This window comes from Vibrio sp. 10N.261.54.A5 (assembly GCF_041471145.1).
Lineage (GTDB): Bacteria > Pseudomonadota > Gammaproteobacteria > Enterobacterales > Vibrionaceae > Vibrio > Vibrio crassostreae_C.
Window position 1 is genome coordinate 89,171 of the sequence record NZ_JBFRNU010000047.1, and the last position, 22,419, is coordinate 111,589.

18 protein-coding genes are annotated in these 22,419 nt (G+C 43.7%); 7 read left to right on the forward strand and 11 right to left on the reverse strand.

The genetic code is table 11. The features are described 5' to 3' along the window. Positions 1–45 precede the first annotated feature (45 nt). The 3 genes from AB4329_RS15205 to AB4329_RS15215 all read right to left on the reverse strand — a co-directional run bounded on the left by AB4329_RS15205 (position 46) and on the right by AB4329_RS15215 (position 5,147). A complete protein-coding gene (locus AB4329_RS15205; protein ID WP_372138666.1) occupies positions 46–1,500 on the reverse strand; it encodes an FAD-dependent oxidoreductase in 1,455 nt (484 codons plus the stop codon). Positions 1,501–2,032: 532 nt separating this feature from the next. Next, positions 2,033–4,471: an ABC transporter permease gene (locus AB4329_RS15210; RefSeq protein WP_017071507.1), complete on the reverse strand. Its 2,439-nt coding sequence runs from the start codon at positions 4,469–4,471 to the stop codon at positions 2,033–2,035. A gap of 1 nt (position 4,472) precedes the next feature. After that, positions 4,473–5,147: an ABC transporter ATP-binding protein gene (locus AB4329_RS15215; RefSeq protein WP_004730959.1), complete on the reverse strand. Its 675-nt coding sequence runs from the start codon at positions 5,145–5,147 to the stop codon at positions 4,473–4,475. Here AB4329_RS15215 and AB4329_RS15220 point away from each other — a divergent pair. From AB4329_RS15220 to mrdA, 5 genes are all read left to right on the forward strand, one after another. Further along, entirely contained in the window at positions 5,146–5,763 is a 618-nt protein-coding gene (locus tag AB4329_RS15220; protein WP_017060079.1) for an arylesterase, read from the forward strand. The genes AB4329_RS15215 and AB4329_RS15220 overlap by 2 nt on opposite strands. Positions 5,764–5,844: 81 nt before the next feature. Beyond that, complete coding sequence (gene fabV, locus AB4329_RS15225; protein WP_372138667.1) at positions 5,845–7,044, forward strand: enoyl-ACP reductase FabV; 1,200 nt, start codon at positions 5,845–5,847, stop codon at positions 7,042–7,044. A gap of 179 nt (positions 7,045–7,223) precedes the next feature. Continuing rightward, entirely contained in the window at positions 7,224–9,131 is a 1,908-nt protein-coding gene (locus tag AB4329_RS15230; RefSeq protein WP_017060077.1) for a GGDEF and EAL domain-containing protein, read from the forward strand. Positions 9,132–9,251: 120 nt separating this feature from the next. Then, the gene (locus AB4329_RS15235) at positions 9,252–10,907 is read left to right on the forward strand and encodes an ABC-ATPase domain-containing protein (RefSeq protein WP_017060076.1); all 1,656 of its coding nucleotides are present in this window, start codon (positions 9,252–9,254) and stop codon (positions 10,905–10,907) included. A gap of 376 nt (positions 10,908–11,283) precedes the next feature. Beyond that, the gene (gene mrdA, locus AB4329_RS15240; protein WP_017060075.1) at positions 11,284–13,182 is read left to right on the forward strand and encodes a penicillin-binding protein 2; all 1,899 of its coding nucleotides are present in this window, start codon (positions 11,284–11,286) and stop codon (positions 13,180–13,182) included. Between the two features lie 145 nt (positions 13,183–13,327). On the opposite strand, the gene AB4329_RS15245 is transcribed toward mrdA, so the two are convergent. Further along, positions 13,328–13,948 carry a DNA-J related domain-containing protein gene (locus AB4329_RS15245; protein ID WP_029235437.1) on the reverse strand — a complete coding sequence of 207 codons (621 nt, stop codon included), beginning with the start codon at positions 13,946–13,948 and terminating at the stop codon, positions 13,328–13,330. 575 nt (positions 13,949–14,523) lie between these two features. Continuing rightward, positions 14,524–15,363 carry an isopenicillin N synthase family dioxygenase gene (locus AB4329_RS15250; protein ID WP_372138668.1) on the reverse strand — a complete coding sequence of 280 codons (840 nt, stop codon included), beginning with the start codon at positions 15,361–15,363 and terminating at the stop codon, positions 14,524–14,526. 201 nt (positions 15,364–15,564) lie between these two features. Here AB4329_RS15250 and AB4329_RS15255 point away from each other — a divergent pair, with 201 nt between their 5' ends. Beyond that, positions 15,565–16,170: a DUF2238 domain-containing protein gene (locus AB4329_RS15255; RefSeq protein ID WP_102320821.1), complete on the forward strand. Its 606-nt coding sequence runs from the start codon at positions 15,565–15,567 to the stop codon at positions 16,168–16,170. Between the two features lie 82 nt (positions 16,171–16,252). Here AB4329_RS15255 and AB4329_RS15260 read toward each other — a convergent pair whose 3' ends face one another. The 5 genes from AB4329_RS15260 to AB4329_RS15280 all read right to left on the reverse strand — a co-directional run bounded on the left by AB4329_RS15260 (position 16,253) and on the right by AB4329_RS15280 (position 20,080). Beyond that, a complete protein-coding gene (locus tag AB4329_RS15260; protein ID WP_102398370.1) occupies positions 16,253–16,504 on the reverse strand; it encodes a hypothetical protein in 252 nt (83 codons plus the stop codon). A gap of 21 nt (positions 16,505–16,525) precedes the next feature. Next, on the reverse strand, positions 16,526–17,431 hold the full coding sequence (locus tag AB4329_RS15265) for a DMT family transporter (RefSeq protein ID WP_102398369.1): 906 nt from the start codon (positions 17,429–17,431) through the stop codon (positions 16,526–16,528). Positions 17,432–17,479: 48 nt separating this feature from the next. Beyond that, positions 17,480–19,171, reverse strand: coding sequence for an SgrR family transcriptional regulator (locus AB4329_RS15270; protein ID WP_017060069.1), 1,692 nt, complete (start codon positions 19,169–19,171; stop codon positions 17,480–17,482). A 154-nt stretch (positions 19,172–19,325) separates the two neighbouring features. Beyond that, positions 19,326–19,559, reverse strand: a complete 234-nt coding sequence (locus AB4329_RS15275) for a DUF3389 domain-containing protein (RefSeq protein WP_017064605.1) — start codon at positions 19,557–19,559, stop codon at positions 19,326–19,328. 95 nt (positions 19,560–19,654) lie between these two features. Next, positions 19,655–20,080, reverse strand: coding sequence for a hotdog fold thioesterase (locus tag AB4329_RS15280; protein ID WP_017060067.1), 426 nt, complete (start codon positions 20,078–20,080; stop codon positions 19,655–19,657). Positions 20,081–20,220: 140 nt separating this feature from the next. On the opposite strand from AB4329_RS15280, the gene AB4329_RS15285 reads away from it, so the two are divergent. Then, a complete protein-coding gene (locus AB4329_RS15285) occupies positions 20,221–21,009 on the forward strand; it encodes a M48 family metallopeptidase (RefSeq protein ID WP_372138670.1) in 789 nt (262 codons plus the stop codon). 85 nt (positions 21,010–21,094) lie between these two features. On the opposite strand, the gene AB4329_RS15290 is transcribed toward AB4329_RS15285, so the two are convergent. After that, positions 21,095–22,177, reverse strand: coding sequence for a site-2 protease family protein (locus tag AB4329_RS15290; protein ID WP_372138671.1), 1,083 nt, complete (start codon positions 22,175–22,177; stop codon positions 21,095–21,097). Positions 22,178–22,419 lie beyond the last annotated feature (242 nt).

Sequence of the window (22,419 nt, forward strand, 5' to 3'; positions counted from 1 at the left end):
GAAGAAATTAAACGCAGTCGATGATGATAGACTAATTATAGGCTATTAAGCGTGATCTTGACCTGACACCTTGGCAAGCGCTTCTGGGTATCCACGTTCTTGTGTCAAATCTATCGCTCTGTTTTCAATATCATTTAGATTAAGTGACATTGTCACTGAGTGTGTGTCTTCAATAGATGCCGCCTCTGATACATCAAACCATTGCTCAGCGACCTTTTGTGCCGCTTCTAATGTTGAAGAAGCTTTTACTACTTCAAGTCGAGCATAGCGATCCCCACAAAATGAAACGTCTGAAGCTCTTAAGCTTGGATCGGTTCCCGGAATCTGTTGTGCACCAAACAAAGGTTTACCACCGACCAATGCAGAACTGAAACTTGGGATGAACTGAGACATATGCGTTATTGCCGCGCGAGTTCTTAATTCAAGCTGATCTTCACTCCAACCCGATACGATTTTATTAAGCAGCTTCGAAGGCAACTGTGGCTGTGACGAGTCTGTTGACGATGAAACAAGCCCACCCTCAAACAGAGTAATCTCTTCTGTCATGCCGTGAAGTTGGAACACACCATCAGCATACGGCGTTAATTGCGCCATGCCTTGCGGTGTGCCTCTCGGGCCATGGAAGATAACTTCTGGCCACTCTTCCTTACATTCTTGCGAATATGGCCACTCTGTAACGTATGCAGCTTTAAACTCAACAAGTCTTTGCTGCTTAGAGCCAACAAAGTCATCTACGATACCCGTTTCAAACCCACTCGCATTAATCAAGTAATCGGTCGTTAGTTGGCAGCTTTGGTTTTCGGCATCGGTATAAGTCAAAGACCAACCTTGACCTGTCGACTCAACAGAATGTAATCGGCTGTTGGTTAACACAGTACAGTTAGCTTGTTGCCCCAAAGAGAGTTGAGCGGTCGCAGAAAGTCGGAATACGCTCCAGCCATACTCTTGGACCATCGCAACAGGATACTTTAGGGTCTCTAAATCCGTATGCTTGGCGAAAGGAATACACCAATCATCAAGCGATGTTGGTTTCAGAGGCTGTGTTTTCGCAGAAAGTGCTAATAAATCTTCTTTGCTGTACAGCTTATAATACTCTTCCGGATCACCGAGCACTTGGTTGCTTTTATCTTGTTTAACAAGATCGGCATAAGCGCTTTTGATTATCTTGAGACGAGGAAGCAGATCCAACGGCTCTCCACCATCACTGTGCGGAACGGCGATGATTGTCGGACGAATATTGATCGTATGAGGGAATAAGCGGACGGTATCAATTGACTGTGTGAGCAATTGAAGACACTGCTCTACAGAAATATCTCGATACAAATTGCCGCCAGCGTGCAGGTGGCAAATTGGTGGACCATTAACCAAACTCGGCCCTTTTTCTAAGATAGTGACCTTAAAACCCAACTCACTAAAGTGAATCGCGCTCGTTGTTCCGGCAATACCACCACCAACAATGGCAATAGAAGGTTGATTTGTATCCGTTTTGTTGTGGTTCATCGTGTTCTGTAGAATAAGATTAACTGCCTCTATTCTACTTTTGTTCTGCGATGAATTAAAACACATTTTTATCAAGGTCTTAGATAGGCGGGATTTAATATCTATGTAAAAAACATAAATAATCTCTTGACTCAATAACTCCAGATAGGGTTTTAAAGGTTATTCTAACAGTCAAATTTGTCCTAAGTGACGCCACATAAAGGCTGCCTCAGTACTCTTAAAACATAGCGGTTAACTTATCCCTAAAGTTATCCACCGTTTTTGTGGATAACTGTTGATAACGTTCTTGCTAAGTTGCGCAAACCCTTTGTTTACAGGGACTAACCGCTGTTCATTAAATCGGCATTATTGGGTAATTAGTTTTAAAAAATGCTAAAAACAGTGGAATCTAAGGTGCGATATTTTTTACTTATGCTACCGGTTGGTTAAATAAAAAACGGTCTAAAGCGACGTATTATAAATAGTGCATGACTAAGTATAAATAATCTCACTTTTAGACCGTTTTAAGCGCTTGGCTAGATCTCGCTAACGACTAGCCAAAATCCTTGTTTACTGGTGCCAACAAACGTTTGATTAAGCTATTCACTACCGCGGCTAATGTGATGAACGTTAGCACCGGTAGCGCTATCCACAACATCGGGTGAAGTGAAGGTTGTAACTCAAAACCAAAGTTCATCACTCCTGCCACGCTGAGCTCAGAACCAAGGGCTGCAATTGAGCCTGCGACTAACGCCATTAAACCGTACTCACACCAAATAGTATTGAGAATTCGCTTCTTACTCGCGCCTAATGTTCGATACAAGCGTATCTCTTGTTGTCTTTGAGATAAGCTCAATCGCAATAGAGTGAAGATAAGCAACAGCCCCGCCACCACACCTAACGCCGCAAGTACGGTAATCGACCAAACAATCTGCTTAAGCAACTCTTGGATCTTGCTACCCATCTTACGAATATCCATCAAACTCACGGTTGGATGATTTCGAGAGAGTTCGTTGAGCATCTGATTGTGTTGTTCTTCTAATCTGAAGCTCACTAGCCAAGTAGAAGGGATTGAACTCAAGACATCTGGAGTAAAAATGAAGTAGAAGTTCGGCTTCATTTCTCGCCACTCGACTTTGCGGATGCTATTCACCTTGGCAGAAACATTCTGGCTGTTGATTGTGAATGACAGCTCATCGCCAATCTTTAGATCCAGTTGCTCCGCGACATCCGATTCTACAGATACGCCATGCTCTTGTGTCCAGCTGCCTTCTAATACTTCATTGTACTTAGGTAAGCTATCTCCCCAAGTGAAGTTGATCTCACGGCTTAGTGCGTCTGTTTCTCCAGACGTATCACTGTATTCCGATGCTTCGACACCGTTTATCGTCGTCAGTCGTCCTCGGATAATTGGAAACGCTTGAGTACGCTCTACTTCGTTTGCATCAATCGTCTCGAGATAACTGTCTTTTTCATAGCTTGCAATGTTAAGTGCAAACGCATTTGGTGCGTTCTCGGGTAAGGTTTGCTGCCAATCTGACAGTAAATCACTTCTTACCAACCAGATGATAGACAGCAACATCAGTGAAAGCGCTAAAGAGCCAAATTGAATCCCCGTTGCTAAAGGTGTGCGATTAATTCTGCTCAATGCTAAACGCATAGACGTAGATGTCGGTAACTTGCCAACCAAACGCAGAACAAGCGTACTAACGACCGCAAGTACTAAGAACAGGCAAGCGATACCCGCTAGAACTATCCATACCAATAGATTGTCGCCATACATCAGCATCATTGGAATAATCGGTACCAGTAACAACAAATATTTCTTGTAGCTTTCATTGGACTGGTGACTTGATTGGATAACGCTGATTGCCGAGGTATTGACCAAGCCAATTAACGGGATACCAAGAGCAGGAACACCAATTAAGATGCTTGATAAAATCGCCAAGATTGCAGGTTCAATACCATAGCTAGGAAGTGGCGTTGGTAATAAGTCACCCAGAGGTATACGAAGCAAAAACTCTAAGCCGATACCGATAGTTATTCCCAGTACTGCACCGATAACCACTAATAAAGATACCTGTACAGACAACCATTTAACGATCCACTGCTTGCTTGCACCCAAACTCTTAAGCATCGCGATGGTTTTACGACGACTCGCAACATAATGTTGGCAAGTGAGTACCAAAGTGGTCGCAGCCATGATCACTACGATAGCTACCGTTAGTGATAAGTATTGAGTGGTGCTTTCGAACATGTCGTTGGTACGACTGGCTGAGTCTTGTGTACGCCAGCGGTCACTTGGTGTCAGTTCGATACTGTCTTGTGCGGCTTTGAGTTTCGATTCATCACCATTTAAAAACAATCTAAAGCTAACGCGACTGCCCGGTTGAATCGCTCCCGTGGCATCGATATCACTTGTATGAATCAGCACAGCTGGCATTTGTTGGAATGGGTTAAAGCTTAAGCCTGGTTCTTGAGTGATTCGTCCAGTTATCGCTAAATCGGCATCACCAATAGTGACATTGTCACCAATTTCAACCTCTAACTGTGCAAATATACGCTCGTCTAGCCAAAGTTCACCCGGCTCAACATGGTTACTTGATGCTTTATCAGCGCCCTCTAAGATCATTTCACCGCGTAATGGGTAATTACTTTCAACTGCTTTTACCGTCACTAACTGCATTGAGTTATCACTGAATGCCATGGTTGAAAAACGAGTCAACTGAGATCTTTCTAATTGTTCAACTTGAGTGAGGTCTAACAAGGATTGCGGAATTGGGTTTGCTGAGATAAACACGCTATCAGCAGTAAGCGCATCTTTGCCCTGTTTAACAATTACCTGCTCCATACGTTCGGCCAACGCCGACAATGCAAATACACAAGCAATAATAAGCGTTAAAGCGATTGAAACTGGCCAAAGCTGACCGTGTCGAATCTCTTCGATACTCCATGAAAACAGGCGTTTATTCAGTCCGTTTGATGAATTCAATTTAGACTTCCTCTATCTGACCGACATGCATCTTGAGTGTTCTTTGGCAACGTTGTGCAAGCTTAGGATCGTGTGTCACCAAAACTAAAGTTGTGCCGTGGGATGAGTTCAATTCAAACAACAACTCAACAATTTTGGCTGCCGTTTGTTGGTCTAGGTTGCCTGTGGGTTCATCGGCAAAAAGAATTTTTGGCTTAATCATAAATGCGCGCGCCAACGCGACCCTTTGTTGTTCACCACCAGATAGCTGCGACGGTAAGTGATCAAGCCTGTCTTTCAAGCCTACTGATTCAAGCAGAGCAGTCGCGCGTTCGATGTCTTCGTCTTCTCCCTTTAACAAACAAGGTAACGTGACATTTTGTAGCGCTGAAAGACTTGGAATTAACAAGAAGCTTTGAAATACAAACCCTACCGATTCACTGCGGATCTTCGCTCTTGCCTCGTCATCAAGCTGTGAAAGTGGCTGTCCTAATAAACTGATTTCGCCTTTCGTTGGTACATCAAGACCAGCAAGCAGCGTCATTAAGGTCGATTTACCCGCGCCAGACGTGCCGACAATCGCGACAGTTTCGCCTTCACGAATATCGATATCGACGTGCTCTAGGATTGTTAAATGTTCTTGATTAGTAGACACTGTCTTCGAAACAGCTTCTGCTTTAATGATGGATGTATGCATGACTCGACTAATTTCCTTTTTATTCTTTATTTTATTTTCAACCGCTTCTTTGGCTCAAGATACCCGCTTAGATTCTAAGTTACTGGTCCTTGGTGATAGCCTGAGTGCTGGTTACAACATGGACATCAAACAGAGTTGGCCAAGCCTGTTACCAGACGCGTTAGCAAAGCATGACAAAACGGTAACCGTGGTTAACGGGAGTATTTCTGGTGATACAACGGGCAATGGTTTAGCCCGCCTACCACAATTGCTTGAAGAACATGCTCCAGACACCGTTCTTATCGAACTTGGTGCGAATGATGGACTTCGTGGTTTCCCACCTAAGCTGATGTCTGCAAATCTTGAGCAGATCATTGAGCAGATAAAAGCTGCGGGCGCCAAACCTATAATGATGCAGATTAAAATCCCACCAAATTACGGAAAGCGTTACAACCAGCAGTTTGAATACGTTTTTGCAGCGCTTGCTGATCAACAAAACGTGCCACTTTTGCCGTTTTTCCTAGAGCATATCATCCTCAAACCTGAGTGGATGATGAACGATGGACTGCATCCAAAACCAGAAGCTCAACCTTGGATTGCTGAATTCGTCGCCGAAGAATTATATCAGTATCTTTAAGTTTTAATGGTCTAGCTCAATAAATTTTACACAGCTTTACGTTAGCCTGAGTGCATATCACCGTTAACTGTAAGGTTATTTATGCTGATCGAACCTGTTATCAAGGGTGTGGTAGCCAAAAGCGCTCACCCTCTTGGCTGTCAAGAAGCCGTAAAGCAACAAATCAAGTTTGTTAAGAGTGCGCCGCAAATCAAAGATGGCCCTAAACGAGTACTGATTATCGGCGCTTCCTCAGGCTTTGGCCTTGCCGCTCGTATTGCCCTTACCTTTGGCGGCGCAAAAGCTGACACTATCGGCGTCTCATTCGAGCGCGGTCCAAACGAAAAATCCCTAGGTAGTGCTGGTTGGTACAACAACATCTACTTCAAAAAAGAAGCCGAACGAGAGCAACGCACTGCTATCAACATCGTTGGCGACGCATTTTCGCAAGAAACACGCTCACAAGTTGTCGAAGCCATTGAAACCTACTTCGAAGGTGAAGTGGATCTGATTATCTATAGCTTAGCTGCAGGCGTTCGCCCTAAACCAGATTCCGATGAGTTTTGGCGCTCTGCCATCAAACCTATTGGTGAAAGCGTAACTGGCGCAACCATTTCTCTGGAACACGACAACTGGGTCACCAACACGCTTGAAGCCGCGACGGAAGAAGAAGCCGAAAGCACACTCAAAGTGATGGGAGGTGAAGATTGGGAAAACTGGATAGACGAACTGATCAACGCTGAGTCTATTGCTCCGGGTTGTAAGACGATCGCCTTCTCCTATGTTGGCCCTGAAGTGACGCACCCTATCTACTTAGACGGTACTTTAGGTCGCGCTAAGATCGACCTTCATCAAACCAGTCATGCATTAAACCTCGAACTAGCTAACTTCGACGGCAACGCTTACGCGGCAGTATGTAAAGCCCTAGTCACTAAAGCGAGCGTTTTCATCCCTGGATTAAGCCCTTACTTACTTGCTTTGTATAAGGTGATGAAAGAGAAAGAGACCCACGAAGGTTGTATCCAACAAATGCAGCGTCTGTTTGGCAGTAAACTTTATGGTCAATCCAAAGTACCACTTGATGGTGAGCGATTGATCCGTATGGATGATTGGGAATTAGACCCAGAAACCCAAGCGCACGTAACTGAACTGCTAGAAAAGATGGATGAAAACAACTTCCAAACTTTAGGTGATTACCAAGGGTTCAAAGACGAGTTCTTGCAGCTCAACGGGTTCGCGCAGCCATCAGTAGATTACAGTAAGAAACTGAATAGCGAAGACTTTATAAAATTAAAGCCCTAATCGAAATTTATCTCATTACTGAGACCCGTATTCACATTTGAAAACCTCTGCAAAATTGCCGAGGTTTTTTTGTGCAACATTTCTTATACTTAGTTAACGTAAGATTCACAGTTTTCTTTGGTTCATCATAATTAACACAGGATGTGTTGATGCATTTAGCATAATTGACTCGGAGTCATATGAAGAAAATAAAAACTCTCGATTTAGATATCCCAGACGATATGGAGCACGGTTGGCAGAATATTGTCGACCTCTTAGCTCAAATTACTCAAGTGCCCGCAGCACTAATCATGCGTGTTCACGCCAATTACATTGAAGTTTTTTCAACCAGTCGTAGCGAGAACAACCCATACAACAAAGGTGATTCTGAAACGCTGGGGAATGGGCTGTACTGCGAAACAGTGATGGAAACTCAACGACAGCTTCTTGTGCCTAACGCGCTTGCCGATCCTAAGTGGGACAACAACCCAGACATCAAACTCGGCTTAGTCTCCTATTGTGGTATTCCATTACTTTGGCCTAACGGTGAACTGTTTGGCACCATTTGTATCTTGGACTCGAAAGAGAATCACTACACCCCTACTTATATCAAACTGTTAGAGAGCTTTCGGACTTCGATTGAATCTCAGCTTAAAACCCTATTCCAACACGCCAAGCTTACCCAAATGAATCGCGACCTAAAAAACCGCGTTTACAATCGCACTAAAGATCTCGCGAGCCTTAATTACTCGTTGAATCAAGAAATTGATAAACGAAAAGCGGCTGAACAGAAGATTAACTTCCAAAAGAATCACGACCTCGGCACCGGCTTTTTAAACCGAAACGCATTTGAATCTCGCTTAAACCACAAGCTACTGTCACAGAGAAGGCTGACAGACAGCTCATTTGCAGTCGTTCATATTGGTTTTACCAACGGTAGACGCATACAAGCACGCTACGGCTATAACGCGTTAGACCAAGTGCTTGTTGAATACCGAAAACGCATCGACTGTATTTCTGATATCGATGTATTAACTGCACGCCCTACTTCGGTTGACCTCGTATTGGCGTTTAGCGTTAAAGATTTACACCATCGCCTTGAAGAACTTTGCCAGACGCTCGTTAAAGTTGGTCATTCAGAATTCGACATCGAAAGTGACAAAGTGCATTTGCACGCGTTTATTGGGATTGCAATTACGAACGACGAAGATGACGCGGAAAGCATTCTGCAGAAATCTTCTGAAGCGATGTTAGCCTGCAAAGATTCAGGACAAAAGTTCGCTTACTACTCTCAATCCCATACCGAAGAACAAACTCACATTAATAAGATCGAAGGCTATTTGCTTCAAGCCGTTCGTAATGATGACCTTATGCTCTACTTTCAACCCAAAGTTAGCCCGTTGACGCATCGCTGGGTCGGTGCTGAAGCTTTGCTTCGTTGGCGACATCCTGTTTTGGGTGATATCTCTAACGAAACCCTGATCCACATGGCTGAACAAAACGGTTTGATTTTCGAAGTGGGCAGCTTTGTTTTACGCAATGCGATTGAAAAAGCCAAAGAGTGGTCCGAATACGTTGAAGATTTCAAGATGGCTGTGAATGTGTCTGCAATTCAACTCAAGAACGTACACTTTGCGGAACAAGTGGTTCACCTACTCGAAACCTATCATTTAGAGCCTCGTTTCTTAGAACTTGAAGTTACGGAGAGTGGACTGATAGCAGATGAAGTGGTTGCCAAGAATACCTTGGGATCTTTGCACGATATTGGCGTTACATTGTCACTAGATGACTTCGGTACGGGCTACGCCTCCTTCAGTTATCTGAAGAAGTTCCCATTCGACACCATTAAGATTGATAAGAGCTTTATCGACCAAATGCTCAACTCACACGAAGACTCGGAAATTGTTCGTTCTATTGTCCAAATTGCCAAAAAGCTCGACTTAAAAGTGACGATTGAAGGCATAGAAACGGAGGTTCAGGAGCAATTTATTATTAACGAAGGCTGCGATGTGGGCCAAGGTTACCTTTACGGAAGACCAATGCCGAGCCAAGAATTCGAACACAGCTTAATCAATCAAAACTATTTGGGGACAACTCGTTACGCTTAAAGCGAAAAAGAGCAGTTAGTTTTGGATTTAGGCCTACTTTCTCTTTACTCTAAAGGTGGTGATTTTTATAATCGCCGCCTTTCTGTTTTTATCTTTCCCCTTATATAGGCATTCCTCGTTATGGATCAGTTGACTGCAAAGCTTAAAAAGCTCGAAAAACAAAACTACCGTGCATATCAACAAATTAAAGGTCAATACGACTTTGCTGATTTTGAATTACACATCGACCACATCCAAGGTGACCCATACGCGTCAGCTTCTCGTTTTCGTGCAACGCGCGCGTGGTCTTTGACCGGGTTAGATTGGCTGAAAGAAAAATCTTACGAATACCAAGTAGCCGCTCGTGACTTTATCGCACGTAGCTTCTCTGAGTTCGCGAAACAAGAGTCGACCGTTTCTATCGCGCTGACGGGTCAAACCGTATTAGACAACACAGCTGTTGTATTCACAGACCACGGCATCGAAATTCGTTTCCGTATTAATTTACCAGCTGATGGTCGTAGCATTCTTGCTAAGAAAGCGAACAACATCATCACTTTCTACTTACCGAAGTTTATTCGTCGCGCGACGCTTGAGCGTGAGTTAAACATCGATGCAATGATCAAACATTGTGAAACGATTGAAGACCAAGAAGCGCTGCGTGCTCAATTGGATGAAAACAACCTAGCCGCTTTCGTTGCAAACGGCAGTGTGTTACCTCGTATCGCGGGTAACTGCGACCTTCCAATGAAAGACGCGGTACCTTTCGCGGCTCCAGAATCATTGAGTGTTACGTTAAATACTCCAAACCAAGGTGACGTGACCGGCCTAGGCATTCCAAAAGGCATTACGCTGATCGTTGGTGGTGGTTTCCATGGTAAATCGACACTGTTGAACGCCGTTGAACGTTCTATCTACAACCATATTCCTGGTGACGGTCGCGAAGGCATTGTAACTGCGATTGATACGATGAAGATCCGCGCTGAAGATGGTCGATGTGTGCACAGCTTGAACCTGTCAAACTACATCAACCATTTACCAATGCAGAAAGACACATCTGACTTCAGCACACAAGATGCGTCAGGTTCTACGTCTCAAGCGGCTTGGTTACAAGAATCGATTGAAGCCGGCGTTCAAACTCTACTTATCGATGAAGATACGTCAGCGACTAACTTCATGATTCGTGACGAGCGTATGCAAGCGCTAGTGTCAAAAGGCGATGAGCCAATCACACCACTTGTCGACCGCATTGGTCAGCTTCGTGAAGAGATGGATATCTCTACCATTGTTGTAATGGGTGGCTCTGGTGATTACCTAGATGTCGCGAACACTGTGATTCAAATGCACGACTACCAAGCGGTAGATGTGACTGAAAAAGCAAAAGACGTGATTGCTCAGCACCCTACTCAGCGTACTAACGAATGTGAAACTGCTTTAGAAACGTTTGTACCGCGTTCATTGAACCGTGCTTCACTGATGAACATTCTGACTGACGGTAAATTCCGTGTTAATGCTAAAGGCAAAGAGTCACTGCGTTTTGGTAAAGAGTTTGCAGACCTTTCTGCGCTTGAGCAATTAGAATCACCGTCTGAAGTGAATGCGATCGGTTGGGCTTGGTTCCAATTCGCACAAACTCCAGGTTGGTCAAACAACCCTGCTAAAGAGTTTAACGCTATTTTAGAAAACGAATGGCACGCTAACATGCCTAACTACGGTGACCTAGCGAAACCAAGAACGTTAGATGTGATGGCTGCTCTGAACCGTATGCGTAAATCTCAGTTCAAGCCTTCGAACTGATTTCGTTAAATATCGGATTTATTGTGCTTCTAGGTTTTTGAAGTTTTAATCTTCTAATTTACTAAAGCTTCTAAGCCACTAAATAAGCAAATTAACCTTCTATGGCTCTCATTCTGAGGGCCGTAAATTTATCTAACCTCTTTTGACCTAACCTCTAGTGTCGTCAAAACTCTTGAACTTTATAAATTCATAAAACCAATCTTTACATCAATTACTTATCATCTTTTGTAATGAGAAAATTAAAGGCACTGTTTACCGCCATCTAATGCTGTCGATCCCTCAAAACATGACACAGCTTTTACAAAACCCTAGTGATATTCAGATAAAGTCCCGATTCGACAAGTGTAACCAAATGTAACAGACCCTTGAGGCTTCAATGAATCATAAACGCGTTAAGATGCGTGACCATAAAATCGAAGTGAACCTATTCAAAAACCGCGTAATCGTCGCGTTTTGTGGGATCTTGATGTTCACTCTTGTCTTAGTCGGCAATCTATACCGACTTCAAGTTGAAAATTTTAAAAGCTATCAAACTCGTGCCGATGGCAACAGAATCAAAGTATTACCTATCGCCCCTACTCGTGGACTTATTTACGACCGTAACGGCGTGTTGCTTGCAGAGAACAAGCTTGTCTTTGATCTAACCATGATTCCTGAGCAAACCGATGATGTCGATGCAATGCTCACCAAGCTAGACAAATATGTCCCCCGTGATGCAGAGCAGATCGCTCGTTTCAAAAAACGCTATCACAACACCCGCCGTTTTAAATCTGTGACTATTCTAGAGAACTTAACGGAGGAAGAGATCGCCAAGTTCTCCGTGCACCAGTACCAGTTCCCCGGCTTATCTATCGATACCAGCTTAAAGCGTTTTTACCCGAATGGTGAGGTGCTTACCCATGTTCTTGGTTACGTGGCGCACATCAATGATAGCGATCTCAGAAAGCTTGAAGAACAAGGGATAGAAGCGAATTATCAAGCTACAACAATCATAGGAAAACTGGGTGTTGAACGTTATTACGAAGATATTCTGCACGGCACCAAAGGTTATCAAGAAGTCGAAGTAAACAGCCGTGGGCGAATAGTCCGAACCATTGAGTACGTGCCGCCAGTAGCCGGCAAAGATATCGTGTTAAATATTGACCTTGAGCTGCAAAAATACGTCTTTGAGCAACTTGATCACCGAACTGGAAGCGCGGTTATTCTCGATCCGAAAGACAACAGCGTGTTGGCGATGGCATCAAGCCCGAGTTACGACCCTAACCTATTTGTCGACGGCATTTCGAGTAAGAACTACCAACGTTTATTGAATGATCCGGCTCACCCGTTGGTTAACCGCACCACTCTAGGCGTTTATCCTCCTGCCTCAACCGTTAAACCATTTATGGCTGTGGCAGGACTGCAAGAACATGTCATCTCTGAAGATACCATCCGTAACGACCATGGCGTTTGGAGAATTCCTGGCTCTAAACGAAACTCTAAATCGTGGCGTGACTGGAAACGTTGGGGTCACGGACCTGTCGATGTCACTCAAGCCATTGAAGAGTCGGTAGATTCATTCTTCTATCAAACCGCTTTCGATTTGGGTATTGACCGAATTTCAAGTTGGATGAACCGATTTGGATTTGGTGAACCGACAGGCATTGATATCTATGAAGAAAGTACCGCCAACATGCCGACTCGAGAATGGAAGATGATGCGTTATCGCACCCCTTGGTATCAGGGTGACACAGTTCCGATTGGTATTGGCCAAGGTTATTGGACATCGACACCTATGCAACTTGCTAAAGCAACGTCAGTATTGGTTAATCATGGTAAGGTGATGCCACCTCATATCTTAAGAGCCACCTTAGATCATGGTGAAGATTTCAGTACACAACAACTTGTCGAACCGGAGCCAATGCCCTCAATCACCGAAGTACCGGATAGAATTTGGGATGTGCCAATCAATGCGATGCGACTCGTAAACCACGGTAATCGAGGCAGCGGCAGACGTGCATTTAAGGGAACTGAATACACGAGCGGCGGTAAATCAGGAACTGCACAAGTCTTTGATCTTGCGAAAGACCAGGTCTACAACTCGAAGAAACTCGCTAGACACTTGCTTGACCACGCGCTTTACACGGCTTTCGCACCGTATGAACACCCTGAATATGTCGCAACTGTGGTTATTGAACACGGTAACGGTGGCTCAAAAGTTGGTGCGCCTTATATCCGTAAAGTACTCGACTATGCCTTTGAACATAAAAGTGGTGAGAGCAAAGATCACTCCTAACACCAATAACTTAAGTCGCTACAGCACATAACGTAGTTACCCAAAACATAACGTAATAACGACAAAGCCCCACTTGTGTCACTCACAATGTGGGGCTTTCTGTTTTAGGGTTCTAAGCAATTAGACAGCTAAAAATGCCTGTCGATTATGAGCTTCTTAATACATGCCATGCTTCACAGAGCGTCTGAAATTTTGCGGTGTTGCCTTCGTCTCTGTCCGGATGCCATCTCAATGCCAGTTGTCGCCAACGTTTTCTAATTTCATGGTGTGTCGCGTCTAAAGGTAACTCAAACAGGTTCAATGCTCGACTTCGATCCATATCGAGTTCATCACCACCCACATACTTTCTATACCGAGTCCAAAATTCGTTCAACAGCCTTTTGACTTCACCTTCATCCGCTTCATAGTTAACCCAATTAATGTAGTATTCTCGAAGTGGGTCTTGATGATCGATGCTGTGACTGCTTCCGTGATAACGACCATTCATCAATTCGATGTCCATCGCTTGGACTTGGAGCCAACCATCTGGGTGTAAGGTTTCTTGAAGCTGATAAAGCGCATTCATGATAAGGAAGTTCTTTTTAAACAACTCTTTCTCAGGCACAGCATCCAACACTGGCACAAACCCAAGATCGTTCAGATGAGCTGCCAATGTGTGTACTTTCCATCCGCTTGGCTTTTGCTTAAGCACTTCCATTATCGGCCAAAGCAATGGGTTTTCCATATGGCAATGAAAGTTTGCTCTCACATCTTGATAATTCGACATAGTTGACTCAGTTAGCTTCTCTGAATTAATGGATTTCTAGAACTGTGGATACTATAAGTAACCTGTTTCGCATCCGTTGCGTATCTTCTTTAATTGAAAGCGATTTTCTAAGATTTGTCGAGCTTAAGGACAAACAACTTTCTAACGTTTGGCTTAAAGGCACCTTTTATCGTCAAAACTGAGTACCATTTCGTTGAATGCAACCATTAGGGCGTGTTGACCTTTCGCGGTTAAATTTTGTTCGAGATAAAAGCGTTTTAATCGCGGCGAGGGAGAAGTAGCCTAGTCATTCTAAGCAAATCTCCCTCAACAAAGAGTAAAACGCTTTTAGCCGAACCCTTCGGGCAGCGTTTGCTGGTCATTTCTACTACGTTATCGGCTTCTCATGTAGGCTAGCTACACATCGATGCCTCTGCCTTGTATAAATACCCAGCAACTCGCTGCAAAAATCAGCTCGAAAGATCAACACGCCCTAGTAATAAAGCCGCAATTCTTTGGTACGGATACAAAAAAGGTCAGCGACTTAGCTGACCTTTCACATCTATCCCAATTTTAGGGACGAAGCATTGAACTGACTAGATAACGCCAAGCTCTCTTAGACGTTCCATTAGGTATTCGTTTGCTGTGTACTTTTCAGATAGCACTACTTCTGGTTTCGGGTGAAGGAATAGAGGCAAAGAGATACGAGACTTCTCTTGGCGTTCACCTGATGGGTTGATTACACGGTGAGTTGTCGATGGGAAGTAACCACCAGATGCTTCTTGAAGCATGTCACCGATGTTGATGATCATGTTACCGAAGTCACATGGAACATCTAGCCACTCGTCATTTTGAGCTTTAACTTGAAGGCCCGGCTCGCTTGCAGCAGGAAGAACCGTCAGTAAGTTGATGTCTTCGTGTGCCGCAGCGCGGATTGCACCTGGCTCTTCATCACCTTGCATTGGTGGGTAGTGAAGAACACGAAGCAGAGTCTGTTCACTGCCGTTGATCATTTCTGATAACGCAATAGAGAATTTCTCTTGTACTTCTTTAGGAGCATGAGCTTCAACCCAACCTAGCAGCTTTTGAGCAAAAGCATTCGCACGTTGGTAGTAATCTAGAATCTGTTCTTTCAGCTGTTCAGGGATTTGGCCCCAAGGGTATACGTGAAAGTACTCTTTGATGTCTTTTACAGTGTGGCCTTTAGCAACTTCAGACACTGAAGGTGGAAAATATCCATCTTGTGTTTCAACATTAAAGTGGAAGTTCTCTTTCTCTTCAGAGATGAATAATTGGTACCAGTTTTCGTAAATTGACTCAACAAGCTCTTTCGGGATTGGGTGGTTCTTAAGAACACCAAAACCAGTTTCACGTAGAGAGCGAACAAATTGTTCTGCTGCGTCGTCAGCAAGGTAATCGACAGTTTCCAGTTTCATGACTTTCTTTCTTGTTATGTAGTAATAGAGCGATTTTAAGGATCGCTTTGTTGTAAATCAAACTTTTGTGAAACTCTAGCAACCGTTTGTCTAGATACTGGGCGATAACACCACTTTTCAACAAATCTGGTGATTAAGACCCAATTGAACACTGTTCATTATTGTGTAACACTATTAAAAACTTCGACGAGAGATCTTGATATGACAATCACGCCACTTGCTCAAAATCGACCATTGCTGTCATTGACGACGCTGTATCTGACTGTGTTTCTATTTTCAGCGTTCGCTCCCTCTTCAAGAGCGGTGTGGATTGCCGAAATTGTCCCAGCGCTCGCGATATTGGTGGGTATTTGGTGGTTATCAACAAAGCTCACCTTCACTAAGACAGCTTACGTTTTGATGTTTATCTGGCTGATTTTGCATACGATAGGCGCAAAATATACCTTCGCGGAAGTGCCATTTGATTGGTTCAATAACATGATAGGTTCAGAACGGAATAACTTTGACCGTGTCGCGCATTTCTCTATTGGCCTTTATGCTTACCCACTCGCTGAGTACTTGATTCGTAAAAAACTGGCTCAACCGGTGCTGGCATGTTTCTTTGCGCTATTTGCGATTATGAGTGTTGCTGCAGGTTATGAAATTATCGAGTGGTGGTACGCGGAGATCGCAGGTGGTGATGAAGGTATCGCGTTCCTTGGCTCACAAGGTGATATTTGGGATGCACAGAAAGATATGCTGTGTGATACCACAGGCGCAATTGTTTCGCTATTACTTCTTAAGCTTCAAGGGCGTGTCAGAGCTTAAAGCTTTATTCTGAGTATCAAAAGTAACGTTGAAATGCCAAACACAAACTGTGCTGTGGCATTTTTTGTTTCACCGTGGCGGGTTATTTCATCGTTACCTTACCACCAACAAACTTGTAGGCTGGCGTACCTCGAACCAAAGTGTCACGCGCAAATTCAATCCCGCATTCAGGGCACACACATGGCTCTGTCGTGAAATCTTCAACGATACGCTCCTTAAAACATTTCACGAGTGCACCTTTGCCATCTTTCCGATACTTAAAAAGCTGCGTTTTACATTTGGCACAGAAAATCTGAACCGTCTTGGTCGGTTGTTTCTTGTTTGGTTTAGCCATAGAAGTTAATGATTGAACTCTTTATTTCTTAAGTTTAGGGGCGACAAGAACCAAGCTTATCCCAAGAAGTATAACGGTTGATGAGACTATAAATTGCATAGTGACAGGTTCAGATAACAGTAATACGCCACCAAGTGTCGCGATAACTGGAACAGAAAGCTGTGCAATAGACGCAACCACGGTATTCAGTTTTTTCACTACGTAATACCACAAACTATAACCGATACCAGAAGCCACAGAGCCCGATATAACCGCGTAAATCAAACCTTGCTCAGTGATAGACACTTGCGTTAATGCATTAGGTATTAAAACTAATAAGCTCAATGCCACAAGGATAACTAGCGAGCTGAATCCAAAGTTAGCGGTGGTCGATTGCAGTGCGTTTGACGATTTCTTTCCTGCCAATGTGTAAATGCCCCACCCAATTCCGGCCAGAGACATCAAGATAATAGAAACTAAGTCGGGTGCTTGAGTCGATTCCGTTGGCATTAACAAATAAACAAGCCCTGCCACAGATAACAAACACCCGCCCCACTCAATGAGCGACATTCTGTTTCCAGAAAACAGGTGCGCGGCAATCATCGTAAATTGCACTGCGACAAACAACACCAGAGCACCAAGACCTGCGCCGAGCTCTAAGTAAGCAAACGAGAAACCAAACATATACACGAGCAGTGACAGTATTGACGTGAATTGAAACTGTGATTTTAGCCTTGTGTATAGCGATGTGTTGTTTGTTAACACACGTCTAGCTTTAGATTGGGAAGACAAAGTTAATAAAATCAGAAGCGTAAGCGCACCAGATAAGATGCGAACGATCGAAAAGCTCAAAGGATCGATCGTTTGATCCATTAAGGCCCAGCGACACAAAACTGAATTCGCAGCAAATGCCACCAGCGTAATAAATGTAACCATCAGAGTTTGCATCGTTTTTCCTAAATGAGTTATTTGGTCCTAACTGAGTTTTCTTGGATTTCAATCAACGTCAGGCTTCACCCAAACTTGGCTAAAGTCGAACCAACCTAATGCATTACATTTCGCGTTTTGCAACGTACCACATTGATCTTTATTAACGCCTAACCAGCAATGGAACATCGGGATCAATTGATTGCTTTGGACCAGTTGTTTACCTAACTGTCGTGCTGGGAATTGCTCGAATTCACCAGAACGCCAACGGTCAATCATGTGACACCATTGGTCGAAGTCCTCTGCCGGGCTAGATTCATCAAGAAAACTGTAGTCCATTAGCCAACCGGCTAAAGCGTCGTCTCTGTTATTAGCGATACCCATAGGGTTAATCCAAATATCGACATCATCAGCGTGTGGAGGATCGGTTTCGTAACCGTAAAGATCAACATCGACGTTGTATTGCTTCAGCATCGTGACAATCGCCTTGGCAAGCGTTGGAAACATTGGATGTTGGCATTGATACGCCAATCTTATCGTTGGTTTGGAATTTGCTGGTGGACAAACGGGCACTTTTAACTTTATGTCATACCAACCGGGTTTTATCCCATAAGCGTGTAACACGCCCAAATCGATAACAGTCTCTTTTGGAATATGAACAAACAGATCCGCCGCATTCAACGCGTTAGATAAAAACTGTGCCCATGCGGGATCTTGTGCAATACCCTTCTTTCTATTGAGCAGTAAATACGTGCAACCAGGATCGAGTTCTACTTCATCGCTATCGCCACGGTCGGCCATAACAGGCTTAGATAGGCTTGGGTAAACCATTGAAGAATAAGCCTCATCCACCACCCAAACTTCAACGCGATCAATTAACGGTCTGAAACCAAAGTACCCATTGAAAGCGGTTAACACGAGTTGTTTCTCGTCGTTCTTTTCAATGCGATAAGGTCCCGTTCCAATCGGTCGAATATCGTAGTCTTCACCACGTAAAGTGATCGGTAATGTGACTTTAGCGACCGATTCCGTTAGTGCGAGGGGAAAATACTTGTCTGGACGTGTGAGAAAAACATCTACTACACAATTTGCAGGTGAAGAGACATCTTTGATATGCGAAAACATGTTGAGAGGTTCGAGTGCAAGCAGTGTATCCACAACATGATTGGTTAACAGAGGTTCCCCGTTATGGAAACGAACACCGGGTCTCAAGAAGAATCGCCATTGGTAATCGCTGATTTTTTGCCATGAATGAGCAAGATCGGGTTGAAGTTGGTCATTCTCATCTAGACGAGTCAACCCACTGAATACCTGACAAGCGATATGTTGCTCTGAACGACGCATCGATTTGGTTGGGTTAAGCATTGAAAGCGGCCGGTAATAAGGCAAACGAATAACTTGTTCGCCTTCTTGATACTGTACGCCCAAGTAGTTTTGAATAACTTGCGTGAGTTTGGCAGCATTGTGATCAAGCACTGACAGCGCCTGTCCAATTTTTCCTTCCTGCAAGTAGCGTCTTGCTAAGTTCTCGCTGACATCACAACGATTCTGTTTAAAGATAAGTTGAGATAACTTCCCTCGACCAGCTGCAGGTAACCATTCTACCCACCCTTCTTCTTCAAGCTTGTTGAGTACCATTCGGGCATTACGACGGGTACAACAAAGCACATCCGTGATGTCGTCGAGTTGAACATCAGAATCTTTACCATCGAAGTATTCAAACAGGGTTTCAAATTGAACGCGAAGTCTTGGGCTGCTCATAAAGAGGAAAACTTATTCAAAGGACATTGAATTCAGTTTCCCTATTTTATGGCGTAAAATCAATATTACGGACACGATTTTATTGTGAATTATTGAGTACGACATCCTAAGGTGTTATTCAATTTGAAGGGTTAAGTGCTTTTACAGTAAAGGATTACATCACATCGCAGCCAATTTCATTGGCGATTTCACGGAGCTGCTGTTCATCGTCTAGTTTTATCGACCATTTACACTCAGAACCGTTGGCTGAAATGACATTTGCCCCTTTTCCAATCAGTTGAATTGCGTCAACTTGAGCTTGCAAAGTGACTCTATGCTCACCATCTAAACGAACAACCAACTCATGTGCGGTTGCGATGACTTTTCCACTTTTAAACGTTATGACCATGGGCTTCTCGGGTTACTTCTTTAAATACGAATTGCTTGTTCTAAGTACTGATTACTTCTTCTAAAGACAAAACCAGCGTACGACTACCTAGTCTGTTATCTTTTATGTTTCTTCACGGCAATAGTTAAGCGGCTGGTACAAACTAAGCGTTGACGATCATCAGTGATATTGATCTGCCATACTTGAGTAGAGACGCCCAAGTGAATAGGCTCAGCAGTACCGATGACGTGTCCTTCACGCATTGACCTTACGTGGTTCGCATTGATATCGAGCCCAACGCAATAATAGCCTTCTGGTACGCAGAAGTTTGCAGCCAATGAGCCAAGCGTTTCTGCTAGCACAACCGATGCGCCGCCATGAAGCATACCCAGTGGTTGGTGCGTAAAATGACAAACCGGCATGGTTGCCACCAAAGAGTTGTCATTTACTTCGGTGTAAACAATGTTGAGGTGTTCAATTAAGGTATTTTTTGAGGTCGCGTTGAAGGTATCTAGGTCAACGGGCTTTTTCCAAATACTCATGTGGGTTCCTTAATTATTGATCTTGTTATCGCGTGCATAGCTTTTTTCTATATTACTGGCTGTTAGTTATCTTACAGCCCTTAGTTATTACGCAAGTTGATGTTAACATGCATAAAAACCGAATACACAGAGGATATTGTATGACGTCATGGATGAAGTTTGCCTCGCTTCTCACACTTGCAGGCCTAACCGCGTGTAGCGCTTCTCCGACAGGCAGAAACCAATTGCTGCTTTTTTCAGATAAAGACATGTCTCAGCTTGGAGCACAGTCTTTCGAACAAATGAAAAAAGAACAACCCATCAGCAAAGATGCCAAAACTAACGCTTATGTACAGTGCGTAGCGAACAGCATCACTCAATATATTCCTAAACAAGGTTTTAGTGAATGGGAAGTTGTTGTGTTTGATAGTGATCAAGTGAACGCATTCGCCCTACCTGGCGGAAAAATCGGTGTATACACAGGGTTACTCAATGTTGCAGTAAACCAAGACCAACTCGCGACGGTTATCGGTCACGAAGTGGCACACGTTTTAGCGGACCACAGTAATGAGCGTCTATCTCAGTCTCAAATCGCTAATACTGGCTTATCTATTACTAGTGTCGCGTTAGGCGCATCAGAATACAAACAGTACCAAGGAATGACAATGGCAGCCCTAGGTTTAGGTGTTCAATACGGGGTTATTCTACCGTATGGCCGAACTCAGGAATCAGAAGCCGATGTTGTTGGTTTAGAATATATGGCTCAGGCAGGGTTCGATCCTAAACAGAGCGTCGACTTGTGGCAAAACATGGCGAAAGCATCAGGTGGTAGCCAACCGCCAGAATTGCTGTCTACGCACCCTTCCCACAGTACGCGAATCAAAGATCTACAGGCGACGATAAAAACGTTACCTCAATCGGGTTCACCAAGACCAAATTGCAAAGCGTAATTTTACATTTGTTTAGACGCTAAACTTCGAATACAAAAATGCCCTATCCATATTGTTTAGGGCATTTTTTTGTTTTTGATTCTTGTTAAGTACCAAGAATTTGCAATGGTAGGCGTAATAGCTGATCACCAGTAGATGCAAAATACCAGATAACACCGATCAAACTGCTCACTAGACCCACATACCAAACAAACGACACGACTTGACCGTATTTGTCTAATGGCAACAAGTGACTGTGGTGACGCCCTTTCCATTCGAATAGTATTTCCACACTGCCCATAATCAATAAGAAGCCAAACAGGGTTAAATTCAACTGATAACTCAGTACCACGCCAGCAATAGCGGCCGCAACACACAGGACAATACCAAGTACACTGTTCATCGAGAAACTGATACTTTTTAGTACATGTCCGCCATCGAGAGGCAAAATCGGTAATAGATTAAATAAGTTTAATAACGCGTTAAATACCGCAAGCCCCGCGAAGAACATTTCACCAGTCGCCCAGTACAACACCATAAATATCAACGACAATATCAAGCCAAACAATGGTCCCATGATCGAGATAACCACATCTTGCCAGCGCGTATTGATCTTTTCATCGGATAACGCCAAGCCACCAAGAAATGGTATCAAATAGATCCCTTTGGTTTTCATGCCGAAGTATTTCATCGCTCTAATATGACCGTACTCATGGAACATTAAACAGGCGATTAAGGCCAAAGCGAACTGAATTGAAAACAACCATGAATAGGCCGCTAAACTCGCAGAAGCAAGTACGACCTTGATTAGCTTGGCGCTTTTAAGCGCTTTCATACCAAGCGACACCAACCCAATTAAGCTAAAACGCTTCTCTGGTTTAGGAGCGACAACAGGAGTTTGTTGTTCAATATCTTTGGTGTTTCGATTGCCTTCGGTAATGGTTTGCCCATTCACCGACGCTTTATACGTCATCTCAAACGGTTGCCACTGAACGGTCGATTCAACGTGACACTGCAACGTTTCTTCGCCAGCGCGTAGTGTAAATTCGTGTTTTCGGGCGTCTTCTTGGTCTGTGGTCGCATCTAATTGAGATACCAAAGTGTTATCCCAATACAACTGTTGCCACCCTGCCATTGATCCTTCTAAACGAAGCGGTTTTCCAAGAAACTCTATCGCGAGTAATTCCAAACTTAAAATTCCAATTTAATGACTTCTAACGAGTGTCGATATTATGCCGATTTAGCGAATGGTGGTAAACAGAAACAAAGTTGTTACATATTGAGCTATTGAACACTATTTATACCGCAACGATGCATAAACACTCTGGTCACACCTCCAACCATGAATAAATTATTGATTATACTTATATTATCGATGTTAAAGTGCCGCCCCTTTAAAACATAACCTCACAAAATAACAACTCTTTCTTT

Bases quoted from the DNA above. Each gene is read 5' to 3' on its own strand.
- AB4329_RS15235 (WP_017060076.1), top strand. From the start codon at position 9,252: ATGGATCAGTTGACTGCAAAGCTTAAAAAGCTCGAAAAACAAAACTAC.
- AB4329_RS15215 (WP_004730959.1), bottom strand. From the start codon at position 5,147: ATGCATACATCCATCATTAAAGCAGAAGCTGTTTCGAAGACAGTGTCT.
- AB4329_RS15250 (WP_372138668.1), bottom strand. From the start codon at position 15,363: ATGAAACTGGAAACTGTCGATTACCTTGCTGACGACGCAGCAGAACAA.
- AB4329_RS15265 (WP_102398369.1), bottom strand. From the start codon at position 17,431: ATGCAAACTCTGATGGTTACATTTATTACGCTGGTGGCATTTGCTGCG.
- AB4329_RS15245 (WP_029235437.1), bottom strand. From the start codon at position 13,948: ATGTCGAATTATCAAGATGTGAGAGCAAACTTTCATTGCCATATGGAA.
- AB4329_RS15255 (WP_102320821.1), top strand. From the start codon at position 15,565: ATGACAATCACGCCACTTGCTCAAAATCGACCATTGCTGTCATTGACG.
- AB4329_RS15205 (WP_372138666.1), bottom strand. From the start codon at position 1,500: ATGAACCACAACAAAACGGATACAAATCAACCTTCTATTGCCATTGTT.
- fabV (WP_372138667.1), top strand. From the start codon at position 5,845: ATGCTGATCGAACCTGTTATCAAGGGTGTGGTAGCCAAAAGCGCTCAC.
- AB4329_RS15285 (WP_372138670.1), top strand. From the start codon at position 20,221: ATGACGTCATGGATGAAGTTTGCCTCGCTTCTCACACTTGCAGGCCTA.
- AB4329_RS15275 (WP_017064605.1), bottom strand. From the start codon at position 19,559: ATGGTCATAACGTTTAAAAGTGGAAAAGTCATCGCAACCGCACATGAG.
- AB4329_RS15220 (WP_017060079.1), top strand. From the start codon at position 5,146: ATGACTCGACTAATTTCCTTTTTATTCTTTATTTTATTTTCAACCGCT.
- AB4329_RS15270 (WP_017060069.1), bottom strand. From the start codon at position 19,171: ATGAGCAGCCCAAGACTTCGCGTTCAATTTGAAACCCTGTTTGAATAC.
- AB4329_RS15260 (WP_102398370.1), bottom strand. From the start codon at position 16,504: ATGGCTAAACCAAACAAGAAACAACCGACCAAGACGGTTCAGATTTTC.
- AB4329_RS15230 (WP_017060077.1), top strand. From the start codon at position 7,224: ATGAAGAAAATAAAAACTCTCGATTTAGATATCCCAGACGATATGGAG.
- mrdA (WP_017060075.1), top strand. From the start codon at position 11,284: ATGAATCATAAACGCGTTAAGATGCGTGACCATAAAATCGAAGTGAAC.
- AB4329_RS15280 (WP_017060067.1), bottom strand. From the start codon at position 20,080: ATGAGTATTTGGAAAAAGCCCGTTGACCTAGATACCTTCAACGCGACC.